At 48.6% G+C, this 20430-nt stretch carries 13 protein-coding genes; 3 read left to right on the top strand and 10 right to left on the bottom strand.

All coding sequences use genetic code 11. The annotated features are described in order from the left end of the window. Positions 1-275 precede the first annotated feature (275 nt). Both DDT52_RS16190 and DDT52_RS16185 read right to left on the bottom strand, forming a co-directional pair. Positions 276-959: a cysteine hydrolase family protein gene (locus DDT52_RS16190; protein WP_210732728.1), complete on the bottom strand. Its 684-nt coding sequence runs from the start codon at positions 957-959 to the stop codon at positions 276-278. A 30-nt stretch (positions 960-989) separates the two neighbouring features. Continuing rightward, positions 990-1742: an SDR family oxidoreductase gene (locus tag DDT52_RS16185; protein ID WP_136157268.1), complete on the bottom strand. Its 753-nt coding sequence runs from the start codon at positions 1740-1742 to the stop codon at positions 990-992. Positions 1743-1884: 142 nt separating this feature from the next. Between DDT52_RS16185 and DDT52_RS16180 the strand changes: the two genes are divergently transcribed. After that, positions 1885-2790: a LysR family transcriptional regulator gene (locus tag DDT52_RS16180; RefSeq protein WP_136157267.1), complete on the top strand. Its 906-nt coding sequence runs from the start codon at positions 1885-1887 to the stop codon at positions 2788-2790. Between the two features lie 128 nt (positions 2791-2918). On the opposite strand, the gene DDT52_RS16175 is transcribed toward DDT52_RS16180, so the two are convergent. From DDT52_RS16175 to DDT52_RS16155, 5 genes are all read right to left on the bottom strand, one after another. Continuing rightward, positions 2919-3749, bottom strand: coding sequence for an SDR family oxidoreductase (locus DDT52_RS16175; protein WP_136157266.1), 831 nt, complete (start codon positions 3747-3749; stop codon positions 2919-2921). A 133-nt stretch (positions 3750-3882) separates the two neighbouring features. After that, positions 3883-5079, bottom strand: coding sequence for an alcohol dehydrogenase catalytic domain-containing protein (locus DDT52_RS16170; RefSeq protein WP_210732727.1), 1197 nt, complete (start codon positions 5077-5079; stop codon positions 3883-3885). Between the two features lie 106 nt (positions 5080-5185). Beyond that, positions 5186-6025: an SDR family oxidoreductase gene (locus tag DDT52_RS16165; protein WP_136157265.1), complete on the bottom strand. Its 840-nt coding sequence runs from the start codon at positions 6023-6025 to the stop codon at positions 5186-5188. 179 nt (positions 6026-6204) lie between these two features. Next, positions 6205-6732, bottom strand: coding sequence for a nuclear transport factor 2 family protein (locus tag DDT52_RS16160; RefSeq protein ID WP_168709795.1), 528 nt, complete (start codon positions 6730-6732; stop codon positions 6205-6207). A 129-nt stretch (positions 6733-6861) separates the two neighbouring features. Beyond that, a complete protein-coding gene (locus tag DDT52_RS16155; RefSeq protein WP_136157263.1) occupies positions 6862-7698 on the bottom strand; it encodes an SDR family oxidoreductase in 837 nt (278 codons plus the stop codon). 94 nt (positions 7699-7792) lie between these two features. Here DDT52_RS16155 and DDT52_RS16150 point away from each other — a divergent pair, with 94 nt between their 5' ends. Next, entirely contained in the window at positions 7793-8731 is a 939-nt protein-coding gene (locus tag DDT52_RS16150; RefSeq protein WP_210732726.1) for a LysR family transcriptional regulator, read from the top strand. Positions 8732-9201: 470 nt separating this feature from the next. On the opposite strand, the gene DDT52_RS16145 is transcribed toward DDT52_RS16150, so the two are convergent. Beyond that, positions 9202-10461, bottom strand: coding sequence for a tyrosine-type recombinase/integrase (locus tag DDT52_RS16145; protein ID WP_136157262.1), 1260 nt, complete (start codon positions 10459-10461; stop codon positions 9202-9204). Between the two features lie 620 nt (positions 10462-11081). On the opposite strand from DDT52_RS16145, the gene DDT52_RS16135 reads away from it, so the two are divergent. Beyond that, on the top strand, positions 11082-12224 hold the full coding sequence (locus DDT52_RS16135) for a Fic family protein (protein ID WP_048635968.1): 1143 nt from the start codon (positions 11082-11084) through the stop codon (positions 12222-12224). Positions 12225-12329: 105 nt separating this feature from the next. On the opposite strand, the gene DDT52_RS16130 is transcribed toward DDT52_RS16135, so the two are convergent. Both DDT52_RS16130 and DDT52_RS16125 read right to left on the bottom strand, forming a co-directional pair. Continuing rightward, positions 12330-16079 carry a hypothetical protein gene (locus DDT52_RS16130; RefSeq protein WP_048635967.1) on the bottom strand — a complete coding sequence of 1250 codons (3750 nt, stop codon included), beginning with the start codon at positions 16077-16079 and terminating at the stop codon, positions 12330-12332. 42 nt (positions 16080-16121) lie between these two features. Beyond that, positions 16122-19868 carry a hypothetical protein gene (locus DDT52_RS16125; protein ID WP_048635966.1) on the bottom strand — a complete coding sequence of 1249 codons (3747 nt, stop codon included), beginning with the start codon at positions 19866-19868 and terminating at the stop codon, positions 16122-16124. Positions 19869-20430 lie beyond the last annotated feature (562 nt).

Genomic DNA, 20430 nt, shown 5'->3' with positions numbered 1-20430 from the left:
AGACAGGGGAATGGGAATTCGCTTACCGCTTCGGATATATCATTTATGATGTGGGTTATTACATATTTGTTATAAGGGGTTCTTCTTTTATTTTCTGTTTTATTTATACGTGGCACCTTTGAGCGCATCAGTCAAATCACGGGTTAAAGTTGTATTATATCAGTGGGAACCCTTTTGCTATGCTGCCGCTGCTTTTCGGCAGGTTGGGGAAGTTTGTCGGCTACAGCGCGGATTAACGTGGCGCGCCCTATGCAGATACAGGGCGCAGTTGATGGTTAGTTTGCGGATGTGAGAAAAGCCTGAGCCGTGATGGCATTGCCGTAGAATGGGGCGATCTCCTTCACAAACGAGGTCTGCTGTTCCCGAGTGAAGCCAGCCGAGGCGTCGTAGATAACGTTGGTGTTATAGCCCAGGTCATGCGCGTTGCGCAGAGTCGACTCCACGCACTGGCGTAGCGAATAGCCCATCAGGTAGATGTCCTCAATGTGGTTGTTGCGCAGGTAGCTGTCGAGCGTTGTGCCGGCAAAAGCGCTACTGCCGGAGCGTTCGCGGATCACGTATTCATCGGCGTTCGGCTCGAAACCCGGAAAAATATCGGCCTGGTGGCCGAGGAAGGACTTGTACTTGGGCATCATTGCGCGCAGACCATACTTCGCCTGACCAAGCACCTTGTAGGAAGGGTCGAGGGTCATGGTGACGTAAATCACTTCCATATGACGGCGACGGGCTTCGACCAATACCTTCCTGGCATTGGCGACCGATTCGTCGAACTGCGGGCGATCCTTGAATTGGCTGTTGATGCCGCCGGTAGGCGCCATCCAGTCGTTCTGAAACTCAATCAGGATCAGTGCGCTTTTGCGCGTCTGGACGGTCTGGACGGTCTGTGCGGAAGCGGACATCGAAGCAAGCGATGCGGTGAAGAGAAGCACGGCCAGAAGACCGCCAATGAGGGATTTCACAGGGATGTACTCCGTAATGTGCTTGTTCTGTCAGCCGTTGAGCGTGCGTCCGCCATCGACGATGATTTCGGAGCCGACCGTCCATCTGGATTCGTCTGAAGCGAGGTACAACACGGCCTTGGCCACTTCCTCAGGCATGCCGAAGCGGCCGAAGGGAATGGTGGCGGCGATCTCCTTGTTGACCTGTTCGCGGTAGGCGTCTGGAATGCCCAGCTTGTCATACAGCGGCGTTTCGACCGGGCCGGGGCTGACCGCGTTGACGCGGATGCCGCGTCCGAGCAGTTCGCCTGACAGCGTCTTCGACATATTCAGGAATGCGGCCTTGGTGGCGGCGTAGACCGATGAACGCTCTGCGCCGACATGAGCGTTGATCGACGTGTTGAGCACGACCGACGCCGGGTTAGTGAACACCGGCAGCAGTGCCTGGATCAGGAAGTACGGCCCCTTGACGTTGATGTCGAAAGAGCGGTCGAACATATCCTCTGTCCATTCCTCGATCGGCAGCCAGACGGACACGCCAGCGTTGAGAAAGGCGATATCGAGCTGGCCATAGTGCGCCTTGATAGTTTCGGCGAGCTTGCGCTGCGCGGTGATGTCAGCCGAATCAGCGCGCATCGCGAGTACCTCGGAGCCTAGCTCCGTTTTAGCCTTGGCGATGCTGTCGGGGTTGTTCCCGGTGACGACGACACGCGCGCCTTCGGCCAGGAATTGTTTCGCGGTTTCCAAACCAATGCCGGAAGTACCGCCAGTGATAAGAGTACGTTTGCCTTGCAAGCGGGACATGATGACGCTCCTATGTAATGAATGCCACAAGCAGCGCATGCGCTGCCGACAGTACGAAGTATGAACCCATGCCGTATAATGGATAAGATAGCTAATTTGCATATCATTCATGCTTTAATCGCATAGATAACGGAGGCAAAACGTGGATCGCTTTCTCCTGATGACCTGCTTTGCCCGGGCGGTGGAAACCGGGAGTTTTTCTGCCGCGGCGCGTGACCTCGGATTAGGGCAGCCGAATGTGAGTCGATACGTGGCTGCGCTGGAGGAACATCTTCAAACCAGATTATTGCTGCGGACCACGCGCCGGCTGATGCTGACCCCCGAAGGCGAACGTTATTATGCCGAGGTGCGGCGAATACTCGATGCCGTCGCGGAGTCGTCCCTGCGCGACGAAACCGAGCCCACGGGACTCCTGCGCGTCGCGTGTCCGACCGCGCTGGCTCACGCGTTTGTGCTGCCGCAGGTGCCAGCCTTCCTGGCGCGTTTTCCCGGCCTGGCGCTGGATCTCCAGATCGGCGATCGCTACGTGAACCTGGTCGATGAAGGTGCCGAGTTGGCCATCCGCATCGGTCACCTTGAGGATAGTGCCCTGCGAGCCCGGCGCATCGGTATGTTCGAGCGGGTATGTGTCGCCAGTGCCACCTACCTGGCCCGCCACGGTATGCCGCGCGAGCCGGACGATCTGCTCGGGCACGACTGCATTGTCTATACGTTGCTGTCGTCCGGCAGTACCTGGCATTTCCGCGATTCCGAAGTACCTGTTTCGGGCCGGCTTCGGGTCAATTCGCCGCAGGCGGTACATGAAGCGGTAAACGCTGGCGTAGGCATCGCGCACGGCCCGAGGTGGCTGTTCGAGGATGGTCTGGAGAATGGCAACCTGAAACTTCTGTTGGGCGGCTGCGAAGCACCGCCGGTGCCAATCCAAATCCTGTACGTCGCCAACCGCCTTCTGCCAAAGCGCGCGATTGCCTTCATGGACTTCATCGCAGAAGCGTTTACCCACATACCGGCACTCAACGTGGGAGCGCCTGCGAAGGTTGAATCGTGATTGCAGCGGCTCAAAGCCCAGCCAATCACCGATGGGTGTCTTTTTCGTCCAGGATGGATGATGTGTCGCCCACGTGGATACCAAGCGGAACGCGCGCACTATCGTGCGCGCGTTCCGCGTAGTATGAGTCAGGCCAGTTTCCCCTGGGCCGAATTCGAGACTTCCGCCCACTTTTCCCAACTGGCAAGACGCTCCTCGTAGCGCTGGCGAGCCAGGGGAAGCGGGTAGCTGCCCAGGAAAATGCGCAGCGGCGGTTCGGGAGCGTCGACGACCTGCAAGATCGCCTGCGCCGTCGCCTGCGGATTGCCCACAGTTTCGGGCAAAAATGACGCGGCAAGCTGCTTGCGTACCTCGTCATAGACTTCCAGCGAAGGCGAGAACTTCATTGACGAAGGGTCTACGAAGTCCGTGGCATAGCCGCCCGGTTCGATCAGGGTCACCTTGATCCCAAGGTCGCCGACCTCTTGGGACAGCGCGTCCATCATGCCTTCGAGCGCCCACTTGGATGCGTGGTATAGGCCAAGGGTCGGAAAGGTGACAATGCCGCCAATGCTGGAGACGGAGAGGATGTGGCCGCCTTTCTGCTCGCGCATGATCGGCAGCGCTGCTTGGGTGACCCAAAGGGCGCCAAACACGTTCGTCTCGATCTGGACTCGCGCGTCGGCCTCACTGACTTCCTCGATGGCACCGCTCAGACCAAAGCCCGCGTTGTTGATGACAACGTCCAGGCGGCCAAAGTGCTCCTTGGCCCGGTTGATGGCTGCGAAAGCGGCTTGCCGGTCGGTGACGTCGAGTTGGAGCGGCAGCACCGCCTCTCCATAGGTTTCGACAAAAGGATTGAGGGTTTCAAGGCGACGGGCGGTTGCAACGACCTTGTCGCCGCGCTTGAGGGCGGCTTCGGCCCATATCCGGCCGAAGCCGCGAGAGGTGCCGGTGATGAACCATATCTTCTGTGTCATGTGATATCCAAGCGATTTAGTAAGTTATGAAAATGGTTGTTTTTGTTCGCCAGATGGCGGGGCTTTCAGGCGGCGGAAAACCCGGCGCTGAGGGCGATCTCTTCTTACGCTTCTAGGGATGCAAGCCGCTCCATCAGGCGAAACGTGTGATCACCTCGAAACCTAATGTGTCGAACCGGGTCATTCGTCGCAGGGTATCGGTGACGTCATCAAGCCCGATTTGACGTGTGACGAGACGCGATGGATTGAGCTTGCGCTTTGCGACGAGCGCGAGAAGCTCAGCGTAGTTCGGTTGTGGATTGCCGACTGAGCCGATTACCTCGAATTCATTGTTTACGAGGACATCGATCGGGATGGCGACCTGACCGCGTTCTTCTTGAGAGGTCAGCCCAACCTGGACGTGGCGGCCGCGCTTTCGGAGCGATCCAATGGATTGTTGAGCCGTGAAGCCCCGGCCGAGTCCGTCGATCGACACATGGGCGCCACCGCCGGTCGCCTCCTTCACAGCCTGTCCCACTTGCTCAGGCGTGAGGCCCCGGGCGTTGATCGTGACCACGGCGCCCTCATCGCGGGCTTTCGCCAACTTGCGGTCATCGATGTCGACGGCGACTACCATTCCATCCACCGCCGCGGCTATCTGTACGGCCGACAGGCCGATACCGCCACACCCATGCACGGCGACCCATTCGCCTGGTTGAACGTGTCCGCGATGCACCACCGCGCGATACGAGGTCATGTAGCGACAGCCCAGTGCCGCTGCCGACAGGGTATCGACCTCCTCGGGCAGACGGATGCAGTTAAAATCGGCAGCCGTGATGGTGACATACTGCGCCCAGCCGCCGGTGCGTTGAATCGCGGGGATTACAGTGTGGTCGCAGAGATTGGGAAATCCTGCGCGACACTGTGGGCAGGTGCCGTCGGCCTCGTGGAACGGGATCGTTACTCGATCACCGACTTTCACGGCCCGAACATCGCGGCCGACTTCGACGACTACTCCACCGACCTCGTGACCCATCACAGCAGGGAGCGGAAGGTCAAGTCCAATCCACGTCCAGTCTTGGTTCCAGACGTGCCAATCGCTGCGGCAGATCCCACATGCCTCCACCTGCACCACAGCCCCGCCGTTCCGCGGCGCCATGACGGGAACCTCGGCGACGTGCAGTGGACTCCGAAACGCCGTCATCTGTGCCGCACGCATGGTACGAGGTGTGCCGGCCGATCTGGCTCCATTCGTTGCCTGTGCTTCGGTGCCGGATAAGACTGTCTGCGGGAGCGTGATACCAGCCAAAGCAATTGCTACTCGTTGATTAAATTCACGACGCGATATCATCGTAGGTCTCCAGTTACTGAGTTTCGTCACCTATTCCCTGAAGTCGATGGCGATGGAATATCGCCTCTATGAATCCGCAAGAAGATGTCGTTGATCTTTTAAAAGGTTACGAAACTGCAAAATCTGTCGAGAAAGCTACGTCTTTTTGCTGCTCAAGATCGGTAAGTCGTTCGGTGAGTGCTTTGTGTATATTCACATAGGCATCCGAGCCGAGCGCCAGTCGCTTCGGCGCCGGGTTCTGCTCTACTGACGCGATCATGGCAGCGGCCATCTTGGCCGGATCGCCCGGCTGGCCGCGGAAGCCCGGTTCGATCACGCGGCGCACGGCCCCGGCGGGGGTTTGCGCATAGACGTCCATGGCGGGAGAAATGGCCGCGCTGTTCGCGGCGAATTCAGTGCGCGCACTGCCCGGCTCGACAAGGGTTACCTGGATATTGAACGGTGCAATGTCCTGGATGGTGGATTCGAAGAAGCCCTCCATCGCCCACTTCGACGCGTGGTAAAGCGAGAGCCCCGGCATCGCCCACTGCCCGCCCATGCTGGAAAGCTGCATGATCCTGCCGCCCCCTTGCGCACGCAGATGGGGCAATGCCGCGCGCACCACCTGGATCGATCCGACGACGTTGGTATTGAGCTGGTGGATGATCTGCTCGTCCAGCAACTCTTCGGCCGCTCCGACCAAGCCGTATCCGGCATTGTTGACGATGACATCAATGCGGCCGAAGTGGGCGAAGGCTGCATCGACGACGCGGCGGATGGCCGGCGTGTCGGTCAGATCAAGCGATTCAAGCCAAAGCTGCTCGCTATATTTTTCCTTCAGACCGATCAGCGAATCCATCTTGCGGGCCGTGCCGGCAACACGATCGCCACTTTCCAAAAGTTGTTCCGTCATCAAGCGGCCAAAGCCGCTGTTCACGCCGGTGATGAACCAGGTACGTTGAGTCATATATTTCTCCTTAAAGTTAAAAGCGCCGCGCTGTCATCCAGCGCATTCAGACTACATGCACAGCGGCGCGGATGTTGCAGTGGCCTCGTCTTGATAGGGCCCGGTGCGGCGTGCAGCCATGTAGTCCCTCCTGGACGGCTCGCCTGAGCGATGGCAGGGGATATCATGATTCGTGCCCTTTAATTACTGACAGGCACGCGAGTCCAGAGATCGTTGAACGCAACGCTATCGAAAAACGCGGTGCCTTCGACGGCCAGGCCGTCTTTCATTGTGAGAAACCACGCGTAATTGTTGACATAAGGCTTGCCATCGTTGGCAATGCCACGCCCCTGGAAGTACGCGATAACCATGTTTCCATCGCCATAGATGCCTTTAATAGTGACCGGGCGGAATTTGTCATTTGACTGGGCAAAGCGTGCTCCGAAGGGAACATTGATTTTCGCATTCAGTTCATCCTTTCCAACGGTCGTCCCCGCAATGAGTGAGTGGCCGGGAATCGTCCACTTGATATCATCCGACAGAACGCTCAGGACGCTACCCGTTCCACGGCTCCAGGCGGTCAGCGCCGTCTCGACTTTTTGTTTGTTCGAGGCCGTGGAATCCGTAGCGCTTTGTGCTAATGCCAGCGGTGCAAAGAACAGCGCAAATAGTGTTGCGGCGATGCCAATGGACAGGACGCCGCGTCGCCCGGTGTCAATTATGTTCATGATGATATTCCTCACTAAGTGATGCAGATGCTGAGAAGGAATCCGCTCGTTATCGTATCCGTGCATCTGGTTCCTGAAAAGAAGCCCCATCGGCGCGTTTTGGCGCAATCGAAGCCATCCTGGTTGGTGTTAATGGTCGAAATCTACGGACAAGGCTATATCCTTTTGCGCTTCCAGCGCCGCCAGACGATCTCGCAGTGCTTCACCGATCAGCGTATAGGCATCCACCCCAAGGACGAGTCGTTTGGGTGCGGGTTCCCGCTCAACCGAAGCGAGAATCTCGCGCACGACCTTCTCAGGGTCGACCTTCGGCTGATATTCGCCGCCTTCGATGATGCGACGGGTGTCTCCGGCCGGTGTTTGAGCATACGCGCCCACAGCCTCCGGCATCACGGCGCTCGCGAATGCGAAGTTCGTACGGGCGCTGCCTGGTTCGACGATCGTGACCTGGATGTTGAACGGTGCGATGTCCTGACGGGTGGATTCAAAGAAACCTTCGATGCCCCACTTTGTCGCATGATAGAGCGATAGGCCGGGAAGCGCGATCTGGCCGCCCATGCTCGATATCTGCAGGATGCGTCCGCCGCCCTGCGAACGCAGGTGCGGTAGCGCAGTACGAACCACCTGTATCGATCCGACAAGGTTGGTGTTGATCTGATGGGCGATCTGTTCTTCCTGCACTTCCTCGGCCGCGCCGAACAGACCGTAACCGGCATTGTTAACCACAACGTCAATACGTCCGAAGTGGGCGAATGCCGCATCGACGACACCGCGAATCGCCAGGGTGTCGGTCAGGTCAAGGGGCTGAAGCAAGAACTGCGTGCCGTATTTTTCTTTCAGGCCTAACAGCGAATCCATCCTGCGGGCGGTTCCTGCAACATGTTCGCCACGTTGTAAAAGCTGTTCCGTCATCAGTCGGCCGAAGCCTCTGTTCACGCCTGTGATGAACCAGGTACGGACGGTCATAACACTCTCCTCCTTGCTGTCGGAGCGACAATTGCCGCGTGATGAAAGACGAGGTTACTTCATCTGATTAGGCTGATAAACTGCTTAAAGTGGGATGTGTTATCAACCAGAGGTTTGTAATCGCTTAATGGAAAAAGATCAACTCGACGGTATCATTCCGTTCCTTACCGTCGCTAAACACTTGAGTTTTACAAAAGCGGCGAAGGTGCTGAACATCTCGTCGACGGCTGTTAGCAAGTCTATCCAGCAGTTTGAACAGCGGCACGGCGTCGTGCTATTCCAGCGAACAACGCGTAGCGTCGTCTTGACGGAGCCCGGCGTCGCACTATTCGAGCGTCTACAGCCGGCCGCCGCCGACATCGGCGATGCGCTGGCGTTTCTGTCAAACTACCAGACGCGCCCGACGGGTACACTACGTCTCACCATGACCCGCATTGCAATGATGCTGTTTGTCGAGCCGTTTGTTCCGGAGTACTGCCGCGCCTATCCGGATGTCACGCTGGAACTGTCGATCGATGAGGGAACGGTTGATCTCGCGAGCGGGCTTTATGACGCGGGTATCCGGCTGGGAGAGACGATTGAGAAGGATATGGTGGCCGTGAGACTCACGCCTGAACTCCGCTGGTCCGTGGTCGGTTCACCGAGTTATTTCGCGAGGGCGGGGCGGCCTCGAAAGCCTGAAGACTTGACGCAACATGAAGGCATCATCTACCGCTTTGTCACATCAGGACAACGACACCGGTGGGAATTCAGCCGGCGCGGCCGTGACTTTCTGGTGGATATGGCAGGACGGATCGTCGTCAATGAGCGTGCATCATTATTGTCGTTCGCCCGACAGGGATTAGGCCTAGCCTATGTGGCCGACCTTGAGGCCGCTGAGGATCTGGCCGAGGGGCGTCTTGAGTCGGTATTGAGAGACTATATCCAGCCGACCGCCGGAGCATATCTTTATTTCCCGGCTAGAACACAGGCTCAACCTAAGCTACGTGCGTTTATTGATATGGCAAAGCGTAAAGGGCTGGGAGCCGGTTAGGGGGACGCGTTAGCCAATGTTTTTTTCAAGAATAAATTACCTTGCGATGATTATGGACACGAATTAACTGTACTCTGAACATACTGCACGAAAGGAGAGAGATATCGGGAATCGCCAACAAACTAACCATTTGCTATGCCTTGCCTTGCCTTGCCTTGCCATGCGGACGGATGGCTTTGCAGATGGGTGTTCAAATATCGGAGATATATTCTGGATGCATATGACGAGCTTGGGTGAACCTGTCTCAGGAAACGCGCAGTGCTTCAGGCCGGTGCGAATTTTATCCGCGTGGCTTTCCGACCAAAGTCTGAGGCTGCTGGTGTGTCATGAGATTGCGATGTGTTTAAAGGTGAGGGTTTCGTCTCCAAAGATTTTCTTTGATTTGCGAGGCAGGGAAAAAGCAGATCATTAATAGGCCAGATCTGCTTTTAATGTATTCGCTAATTACGGGCCTTAATGATAAGTCAACCTTATGATTTATCCAATTTGCCCCAGACATAGGGTGGGAAAAATGTATCCCGGCATGCATCCAGATAATCCGACCACCATTGCATCATCTCCATGCGGGCTTCCAGATGTTCTGCTTTGTGCACATAGGCCGCCCGTACGCCGTTGCGCTCCTTATGGCTCATCTGTCGCTCAATAGCGTCCTTTGACCACAGCCCGGATTCGTTTAGGGCGCTACAGGCCATCGTTCTGAACCCGTGGCCACAGACTTCGGTTTTGGTGTCATAGCCAATCACACGTAGCGCCTTATTGATGGTGTTTTCACTCATCGGTTTGTCCAGGGTACGGGCACCCGGAAAAACGAATGCCGACTCGCCGGTAAGCGCTTTAATCTGATTCAGCAGGCCGACCGCCTGCCGGGACAGCGGCACCAGATGCTCGTCCTTCATCTTTGCGCCACGTTCTGAAAATCTTACGCCTTTAATCGCTTCTCGTTTTGCAGGTACGCTCCAGATATGCGCTTTCAGGTTGAATTCATCCCAGCGGGCAAAACGCAGCTCACTGGAGCGCAGGAAAACATGCAGATTTAGCTCCAGCGCCAGACGGGTCAGCATCCGGCCTTTGTAGCTCTCTATCTTCTCCAGTAGTTCAGGCAGGCGTTTCAGCGGCAGGGCAGGGTGATGTTGGGTCACTACCGGGGTCACGACGCCATCCAGATCGTAAGCGGGATTATATTTAATCACGCCCTGCTGTACGGCATGACGCATGATTTTGGTCAGATGCTGGCGTACCCGTCCGGCGACGTCATGCACGCCTTTATCGTCGATGGTTTTAACCAACTGTGCCAGATGCCGGGTCTCAATCAGAGCGATATCCATCGCACCGATCGCGGGGAAAACGTAGCGTTTCAGGCAGGTGAGGAGCTTATCGGCGTGAGCGTCCGACCAGAGCTTAAGGCAACTGGTGTGCCATGCGGTGGCGATGTACTGAAAGGTGCGGGATTCATCAACGGTGGTATTATCCGTTTTGCGGATCAGGGCAGGGCAGAGGCCGGACGCCAGCAGCTTACGCGCCGCGTCGCGCTTTTCGCGGGCTTCCGCCAACGTAATCTGAGGATAGCGGCCAAAGGCCAGACGGTTTTCCTTACCGCCGAAGCGATAGCGGAAATACCATAACTTAGCGCCGCTGGCGGATACCGTGAGGTACAGACCTTGCGAGTCGGTGAGTTTATAGGATTTTGCGCGGGATTTGGCAGCGCGGATTTTGCTGTCATTCAGGGCCATGTGAGGGTCTCCTTCGTTCATCGAACTGAACGACCCGCAATCTGACCCCAAATTTTCCGGATACGAAGGGATAAATCAAAACGTATCGGGAAAGATTTTTACGCCAACTTATTGAATTACATACACATAGGGATTTATAAGGAGGCATAAAAAAGGAAAGGTGGTGCCCGGACTCGGAATCATATCCACGATTAAGGTGCTGTTTCCATTTGGTTTCATTGAAAAAAGTCGGAATCAGCGCCCCCACTAAGGCCCCCATAACAAATCGCTTTATTTTTGTGATGGTTGTCACGAAAAATCGTTGTTTAAGGAGAGGGGCTTCGTTATGTGTGGAGCTAGGTTCACACATAACGGTCTGAGGTCCACATATAGTGAGGGGAACTCCACACATAACGGTTCGGGGTCCACACATAGCGGCGCTAAAAAATCCATGCTGCATTACGCAGGCAAAGCTCCATCCCCCCTTCGCATTGAACATCGTTCAAACTTACATTTGATATGTTGGAACAAAGATTTTTGAGATAATAAAAAACGATGTTCTTTCTAATTTATAGATTCTATTAGTATTTTTGCTATACTTTTGAGATACCGTCATGCACCAGTTGAGATAACTAAACATCATGGCCCAATTTAATCACTTTGAACTTTCGCTTCTGAATCCCAGCTTTGACTCCCCTTTGGTCGATGCACTGACGGAGCTGGAGTTACTTCGGCACCTACGGCTGGAAACCGATGTGCATCCAATCCTGTTTGCGCAGTTGAAGGCCGTTTTCCACATGCTGGAGAGTCTTGGTTCTGCAAGGATTGAGGGAAACCACACCACACTTGCCGACTATGTTGAAAGCAAGGTTGAGGGAACTCAAAGTTCGACGGATCAGCTCAAAGAAATCAATAATATTGAAGCCGCGATGGAGTACATCGACGAATTCCTGAGCGACGGCGATGAGATAACGGAATATTTTATCCGCGAGCTGCATAGTCTGGCGGTTGCCGGGCTGCAACAGGAGGGCGACAGAACGCCCGGCGCATATCGACAACATAATGTCAGCATCGCTCAGTCTGACCATTTACCGCCGGACCACATTCGCGTTGCTGATTATATGGCGGAACTGACCGCCTTCATTAACCATGCCGATAAGCCAAAGTACGATCTGATGAAGATTGCACTGGTACATCATCGCTTTGGCTGGATACATCCCTTTGGCAACGGTAATGGCAGAACGGTCAGACTGCTGACCTATGCGTTGCTTATCAAGTATGGTTTTAATGTTCAGGCTGGTGGGCGGGTACTCAATCCGACAGCGGTATTCTGTAACGATCGTGAGCGCTATTATGCCATGCTTTCATTAGCCGATAAGGGAACAGAGCAGGGGCTGGAAGAATGGTGCTTATATGTGCTTTCGGGGATCTCCTCTGAGTTGAAGAAAGTCGATCAACTGACAAACCACGCTTTCCTGAGTGAAAAGATCCTGTATCCGGCGATCGATTTTTCATCAGAGAGAGGGCTGATAAATCCGCTGGAATCAAAGGTTCTGAAACGTGCTGTTGAATTGGGGACGATAAAAGCGGGCGATCTACGCACTGTTTTGCCCGATCTGAAACCGACGCAGGTGACTTATCAGCTCGGTAAGCTGATTGAGCGGGGATTGCTCCAGCCAGTAGAAGAGGGGGCCCGTACCTATACGGCGAAGTTTTCTAACTCGTATCTGATCCGTGGGGTGATTAAGGTTCTGTGGGAGGAAGGGTTTATTCCTAACCTATAATATTGATGAGCAAATTAAATTACAGGCTCCATATTTTTGGCTTCTATAAATATTAAGGTGGTTATTTTCCAAACCACCTTAATTTAATAGATGTTAATTAATATTCTATGAATTTTCTTGTAACCAAGATTCTAACGCATCTACTTGTACAAAGTTAATATTAGTTTCATATGGCGGGTATCTTAACCACCAGTAAATTTGTCTACTAATGTACAAATTAATAAATTTTACGTCATGGTTATCTCCGGGCTCATTCCAGTTTAGTAGAGTAAGAATATCATTATAATTTTCTGCTAGAAAATTAATTCTTTTTTCTATTTTCCCAATCTGTCCTCTTTTATCACCTCTACCAAATATTTTCTCTCGTAAACGACGCATATCTTTAATGCAATAGTAGGGCTGATTATACTTACACTCTATATTCAACCAGGTGTTGCTATCAGAAAAATAGGCTAAGGTATCAAAATCACCTACATCAGGAAACTTTTTCTTTGGAAAGCGTTTCTTAAAGTCGATGCCAAGTTCAATTTGGGTTGCGAATCTTTTTACAATATTAAAAGTGGTTATTTCTAATTGCTTTTCAATACTCTCTTTTATCTTACCAACTTCATGTGAAATGTGGCTCCATTCAAACTCGGCAGGAAGATACCCATTTGCAATATGAGTAATCCATATTGTCCCTGCTCGATAAGCTGCCGCAGCGCCCCAGATTATATTATTATTACTAGTTTTTATTAGTGGGCGAATATTATATCGATGATCTCGTTTATTGTGGTCGGATATAGGCACATCAAAACATTCAGAATCAATACCAAGTAACTTTCTTATTTTATTCGGATTAAGAATAAGAAAGTCTATTATTTTTTCTACTTCTTTATTAACCAAGTTTGTATTGCTTTTAAGCAAAAATTTTACCATATCAGCCTTTGTCGTCTGGTATGAAAGATTTAATTCAATTTGGTTAAATCGGGCCCATTGAAACAGAATAGAGAAAACAGCAAGTAAACTAGAGTATTTGAAGCCTAGATCTTGTTGAAATGCACGATCAAGATCATCCAATTTTTCATTTATAATATCGGACTCTACAGAATCAGTGTCGTTTAAGTTATAACCTAACTTATAGCCAGCCTGTTCTTCACTAAACTTATCTTCTTTAATCTCACGATCTTCGGAAAAAAATACTTGTGGGATGTAAAAATTATCTATATTCAAACCGCCTACATCAATATCATTATGCAAGATGTCACTTGCATTATAAAGTACGATTAACCAATCTATATTAGCAAGTAATTGTAAGATATCATCGGTAGTAGGTATGGTTTCATTTTTTGAGTTAAGACTTAAGGTACATTCAAGCAAGTACCTATAATTTGCTGACATACGGTTGAATTCAGTACTCTGGTTTGCTAATTTTTCTGTTCTATTATAATTAACCTCATGTTGAAGGCTTAACATAATGTTTTTCTTTTTTCTATGGTCTTCGGCTACATAAGCATCATAGTTTTCAATTACAAATTGTAGCAAGTGCTCTCTGCTCATTGAGCGTATTGTTGCGTGGATTTTTTCTCTGAAAAAATCGGCTAAAGGGTTAATAATGTCCTTGGCCTTTTGTAACTCATAATTACCTTCCTGAACTCCAGACTCTTTAATTAAGTTAGCTAATATTTTTCTGGCTAGTTTAAAGTGTTTGGCTTCAGGAATATTTGGTTTTATTTCTAGAGTATCAAAGGTGCGCTCTTCGCTGGATATTGCCATCCTGGCAGGTCTGTTGCCTGTGTTGACTATTTGTTGCCTAATATCTTCGGAGAACTCGATATTAAGTATTTTGGATAGCAATTGTAAGAATGCAATGCAGACATCAGCCTGGAAACTAGCATTTTGAGGTCTGTTAAGACGATATTGCATGAGAGGTAAATTAATACAAATTTGTATGTTTGCAGAAGAATTATAATTATTAATTAACGATACATAAGTGAACAGCTCAGGGAAAACATGTTCTGCAATATCGGAATTACTATTTACCAGATATTTTTTGTCAACAGCACAATGAACGGTTATTCTGTCTATGTTCTGGAGTGATATATTTTTTAAAATATCTTTTCGTTGCGATAAAGCATCACTGGCACATTCTAAAAATAATGTTAGAAGCTGACCGTTAAGATGATCTTCATTTCGTAATGGCTTGCAATCGGCACAAAAATGAATTGTGCAATTATTAATCGTTGTAGACCAGGATACATAGAAATGACTTCCCGATATTAATGAAATATTTCCTTGGTAACTACTACTGATGTTCCATTTTACATTGGCATCAGGGAAATTTGAGGGAGCCTGTGACCAGTATTTTTCCAGTTCTTCATATCTCCAATTAGAACCCCAATGAGGGTCAAGAGTAATCATATTAAAATTTATGGCACCATCTTCTAATACAGAGTGAGTTCCTTTAAATGATGCAAATTTATCTATTACTGAAATAAAAAACGGATTTATTTTTGATTTGTTCTTATCCACATATGAAAAAAATAGTGATAATTCATTTAGATTATCTATTGAGTCAAACAATGCAATGAATTCTGTCAGAAAGAGGATGTGGTGACTATATTTTAATTGCGGTGGATCGAAAAAATGCATGGCAGTAGTAAGATTGGAATTTATGAAAATAAATTCAATATCATCAATTGATAGTTGTTTCCCTTGGCCATTTCGAATGCCTAATAGTTGTGGTGATGAAATCGGTGATAAAGCCCATTCGCCTTGATTAAAAAGTTCGAAAACATTTTCTTCTATATGTTCTAACTTACTTGTTGAATCAATATCAAAAAGAAAAAATAAATAAAACTTATCATTGCCATGTAATAATCCTGAGAATTTATAAGGTAGGACCTTTTTTTTGCTCAGGAGCAGAAATGGTTCCTCAATTATGCTTTCAAAACGCTGTGATATGAAATTTGAAATGGCATCAGAACAATCGATATCCATTTTTTTGGAAGCGTAGTGCTCAATAATTACATTTGCCATATTCCTGAATGACAATGGATAAACACGATCATCAATGATGACGCCAATAGCAGGGAGTGCTACGCCTTCCATTATTATACTTGATAATTCAGAGGTGGAGTTAATGCTTCTAAATTCCCCCGGTTTTTTAATAAATATATTTTCTGTCCGATTTATTATTTCCTCAAATGCATGAATGGTATCCGTTAAAGCCTGATGGCAAGCTTTCCAGAACGTTTCTGGGGGGACTTCGATATGGCCGGGCGAGAACTCTTGCTCTGAGAGTGTATCAACTGGATTTATGCTTGATAAAAACTTATCCTGTAAAATAAGAACATTTTCCATTTGCCTAAGAATAATTGGACATTCTGCGTATCTAATTCCAAAAGCTTGAATATAATCATATAAGCGTTCGACTGGGCTACCGTAAAAAATTCTATAAATATTATTTCCCCATGGTATTTTTATTTTCCCCCAGTCTTGTTCAGGGATAAAGTCTTCCATCTGAGGAATATTAGGTAATATCTTATAAATAATGCTAAAAAATTCGCTTGCTTGTTGATATGTTTTAAGTTCCCTTTGGTTGTTAAATGTACTAACATCCATGGAGAGCAAGGTGTTGAAAGCTATAGTGTGTTTTACAGGTGACGAGATATTAGATAGCCATAATTCGGAAATACTTAATGTGAGAAAAAGTTCTGCGAGGTTGTACTCTTTATAAACAGATGTTAAATTATATTTTATTTTTGGCATAACGTCTTCATAGTTTCTATTTTCCTTGCTAGGGGATTTTTCTCTGGATCTGTTATTGCTTTTTTTCTTTTTTAAATCTCGTCTTGCCTTGCTGTTCTTTCCCATTTTTAAATCCTTTTGAGAACTAAGTGTATCGATGTGTTGGATTTAATATCCTTCAAGTCTTAACTTTGCATGCCGATCATTATTTGCAGCATCAAAATCATAATGTGAAGCAAGATCATCAAAGACACTTGCTAGTTTGGGATGAGTAAAATATAACTGGTTGGCAATTTCTTTGTACTGGTCAACTAGTTTTCGTTCTTTATCACCGCCTTCATAATAAGCTCTTACTGTTGTACCACGGCTATTAATAGTGCCAAAATAGAAACCTTCTCTGATTTCATCCCGTTCTGTTTCTTCCAGTAAATCTTTGATTATCATGCTGTGCCATGGTGCATCATTTATATTTTTTGATCGGGATAGCCATTCACCGATTATATAATCGGTAGTATTGCTTCTGTCATTTTCTGTCGCCAGCTTCCTGACCTCTTTAATCCAGTTACTAAATACGTCTTCATCAATATTATTATCTGGTTTCAGACCGGGGATCCCTTTTCCTTGATTCAGAACTCTGTCTGCTTGTTGTGCCGCAGCCATTAAGGATTCATCTTGTTTATACTCTTTCTCGGATTCTGGTTTATAAGCAAGGCATATTAATTGCACAAAGAGTGGTGGATTGGAAAGTAACTCCGCGTAAAGGTTTTTCGCTCCTTTTTCACAATTTCTGAACGCTGAGAAAAAGAAAAATTCCAGTAAGGCCAAATCTAAACGCGAGACCTGACCTGATGATTCAAGGTATTCTATAGCCCTGGAAAAATGCCAACCATCTGGTATTGATACATCTTTTTCGGTGGTACTTCGGAATCCGTTTAACAGTTTCAATAGGTTTTGCCAGGAAATTTTTTCCATGCGATGTTTTACGAGATTAAATGCCGATATATACCTGTCAGAAAACATCATTTTTCCGATGAAGTAGTCAATTTCATCAGCATCATCACTCCAGATATGTGGATAGTTTATCCTTTTCCAGTACAGGGTTTGGGCGCTTTCGGGGTAACTTGCAAGGTTGTGCCATGTAGCCATATTGGGCGGGAGTATTGAATGGAATGCGGCAATCTTCTCATCACTATCCATCTCATTTTTGAACTCTTGAGAATTTAACAGAATAAGTTGTTTTTCTTCAGGGAGCCAGACATAAAATGAACTTATCAATTGATCGTGAAATGGGAAACCATTGTCTTTGAATTTTTCAATAATCCATGAGAATGAATCCATTAAATTTAAGTTGCAGATAGCTAACGATTCACCTATTACAGACGGTGATTGTGCTACTGAAAATAAAGATGAGATTCCATCCCATCCTTGCCTGGAATATATCTCTTCTATTGCGCTGGTTCGCATTTTGATTATTTCTTTGCTATGTTCCTTATAATCTCTCTCACTCCCTTCAGCCAATACGGGATATTGAAAAGTGAACAATCGACGTTTATCAAGAATAATATCCTGGAGAGTAAACAAACTGACAAATGCCATGAGGTTTTCTGCAACCGCCCTGCTTTTTTTATCTCCATCTGTGTTATACGAATTATGCCAGTTCAGATAGTGATACAGTGCTTCTCTCACAATTTCCTTATCTTCATCAGAAAAAGAAATTGTGCTTTTAATTAATGCAATAAGCCTTTCCTGGTAGGCACCTTCAAAATGATCTATTCGCTTGATAAGCGCTGCTATTCTTTCAACATTCTTTTCTGCCAGATCCAATATTCGCTCACCCAGTGCAGAGTAATATGCACTAAAAAAAATTCCTCTCATTTGCGCACTGCCAGCATCATCATCCCGCCATTTTGGTCTGGCATTTTCCATATACATACCCCCCATAGGATCGGTTTGTTCATAGAGAAAACGCCAGACAATGCTCTCGTGTTTTTTGATAAGCATATCAAGTACGATAAGTCTTTGTTCATCAGTAGCCATTGTTTGAGGCCAGTAGGGCCTGAGCAACGATTTCAGGGTATTTTCCGGCGTATTGGCCCAGTTTCCCTGAATTCTTAATGATGATAGCGTTGCTAGAATAAGGCTGACTCTAAGTAATCGCCTTGGATTCCATGCCAGGATTTCCAGCGCATGCAATAAGTCAGCATGCCAACAACGCATACCAAAGCCTGTGCTTTCACTCGTTTCCGTTAGTGGGCGAGTAACGGCAACCTCTGTTGACTGCAAGCTTGTTTCTATGGATTTTAAGAACACCTCTGGTGATGCTTCAGCTAACGAACATAATACGTCTGTTAATGACAGCCATCTCTCACCATCGGCATCCATCAACAGATCTCTAACCAGATTGTCGATGGCAGCAATGATGAAGTCTGAATTAATCCCTTCACTGCTTTCAGCGTAGATTCTGAGCTTCACCAGCGAGTCAGCGATTGATTTCAGAATAAAATCTGATTCTGAACGAACTTTTCCATAGATAGATGCCATCCAGCGATCTTCGTTTTTAAGCTCCAGGGCTGGATTGGGTTTAAGTAGCGTCTGTTTTACAACCAAGAAGAAACGTTCGAGCTGACTTTCTGTTAGTCGGGGGGCAAGCTGATACAGTAGCTCAATGGGAGATTTTGCTTTCCATACATCACCAATCTGTAAAACCGGAGAGTCATCCCGAAGAGATATTTCGCGTAGTTCCTGTTCCAGTTCTTCGTAATCTTTTTGCGCAATAGTTTCAACGCAATATTTATCGCCTTCCTTTTTGCCATTCCAGCACCCCACCAGGGTCAACGTGATTAACGCTTTTGCTGGCGATGTGGTCAGCCATACGGGAGATGAAATTGTCGGGTTTCTGGCCCTAAGGCGTCGATAAACTGACCAGGACCGCCCGGTTGTTCGTGATAACCGCCTTGCATCGGATTCTTCTTCTCCTAAAGCAATGAGCTTCTCTTCAAAATCGCTTCGGGTAAGACGCTCCAGTGTAATGGTATCGCTTTGTTTATTGCCTGTCGTATTGTGATCGCCCTGGGAAAATGGAATAAAAACAGTTCGTTCAGGCTGGCATCGGCTTTGTCTGGAAATATCACTGTTCATCGCCAGACAAAGCTGAATTGAGGGATTTTTATCAATAAAGCGCCATCCATCATCAGTAGTTATACAGGCTGCTATATTTTCATGCCCCATTTCTATTAAGCTGGCACAGGCAAAAGCGATAGCCTCTTCCTGACTGTCTGCCCGAATAATAATTTGTTGTTTTTTCTCTGACAGAAAGCCGTTCAGCGTATTTTTTTCTTCTTCTCTACCCTCCAGTAAGGTTTCTTTTGTTAACGGAAATTGTGACTGATTGCGCCATCGTTCCCAGAAATGGGAAATGGATTCAATGCCTGCGCCAGTATGGCCCGTTAGTTCACCGAACCAGAGAGCTACAGCCGGCGCGTTTTCCAGCCACGTCTCCAGATCGTCAGCATCAAGTGCATAAACGTCGGACCAGATATTTTCAGCCCGGGCTTCTTTGAGCCAGTTATCTTTTTTTGGCCATCGACGTGGCGATACGAAAACGAAGCGGCTTTGAGCCGCTTCCTGTGGTGAAATTTGTTGATTTCTTTTCCGGAAATCTGAGCGGGCTTTAGTAATGATGTCGGAGGAACAGCCCATTTCCCAGAAAGAGGAACCACCAGGAACCCAGATATTGCCTTTGTCAGCCTGGACAATACCATCCCAGCCGCTGCCAGAAACAGAATCACCGCCGGGCATGCTCAATGCTGTTATTGTTGTGGTCGCGCTGATTAATCGCCGGATCAAAATGGGCAATATTCCCTGAGAGTCTCTTGTGTCCGCCCACTGTTCGATTTGGGTCGCGGTGATCCTCATATTGAGATCCTCAAGATGTGTTTTCTGGATTATATTCCCGATTACTTATTGAATAAAATGGAAAAAAAGAAACTTTAGTCTTTTGTTTGATGCGAAAGACGAACGATTAGTTTTGCAGGTAAGAGAGTGTTATTTCTGCGATCTGCCTTCCATAACCTCACTTGCTGTTAACCGCTAATCGCAGTATCCTTAACCCGCACCTGCAAAATCAGGTGCCGGGATTGGTCTCCCGAATACCATACTGGCGACATATGACGCGCCTTGCGTCTTTTTTTATGTCGTAATGCTTAGCTATGCCGAATTATGGTGGGCTGGGCGGGGGCACCGCAAGGTGCGCCGGTTCCAGTATGGCCGGTAAGACCAACTCCGTTCAGTCCACCACCCGTAAGATTGGTCTCTTCGGTGGTGGTTTAAACATCACATACTGGAGGCTGCCTTATGGCTACAACCCTCGATCAAACTCACCCGTTACTTACCGTTCCTTTCAGCGCCGCCACGGATTTCATCGTACTGGCCGACCATTGTGAAAAGTGCGCAGATACTCAGGCGGAAAGCTACGATC

The organism is Brenneria roseae subsp. roseae, from assembly GCF_003115845.1.
Taxonomy (GTDB): Bacteria; Pseudomonadota; Gammaproteobacteria; order Enterobacterales; family Enterobacteriaceae; genus Brenneria; species Brenneria roseae.
This window is presented reverse-complemented; position numbering and strand designations above follow the sequence as displayed.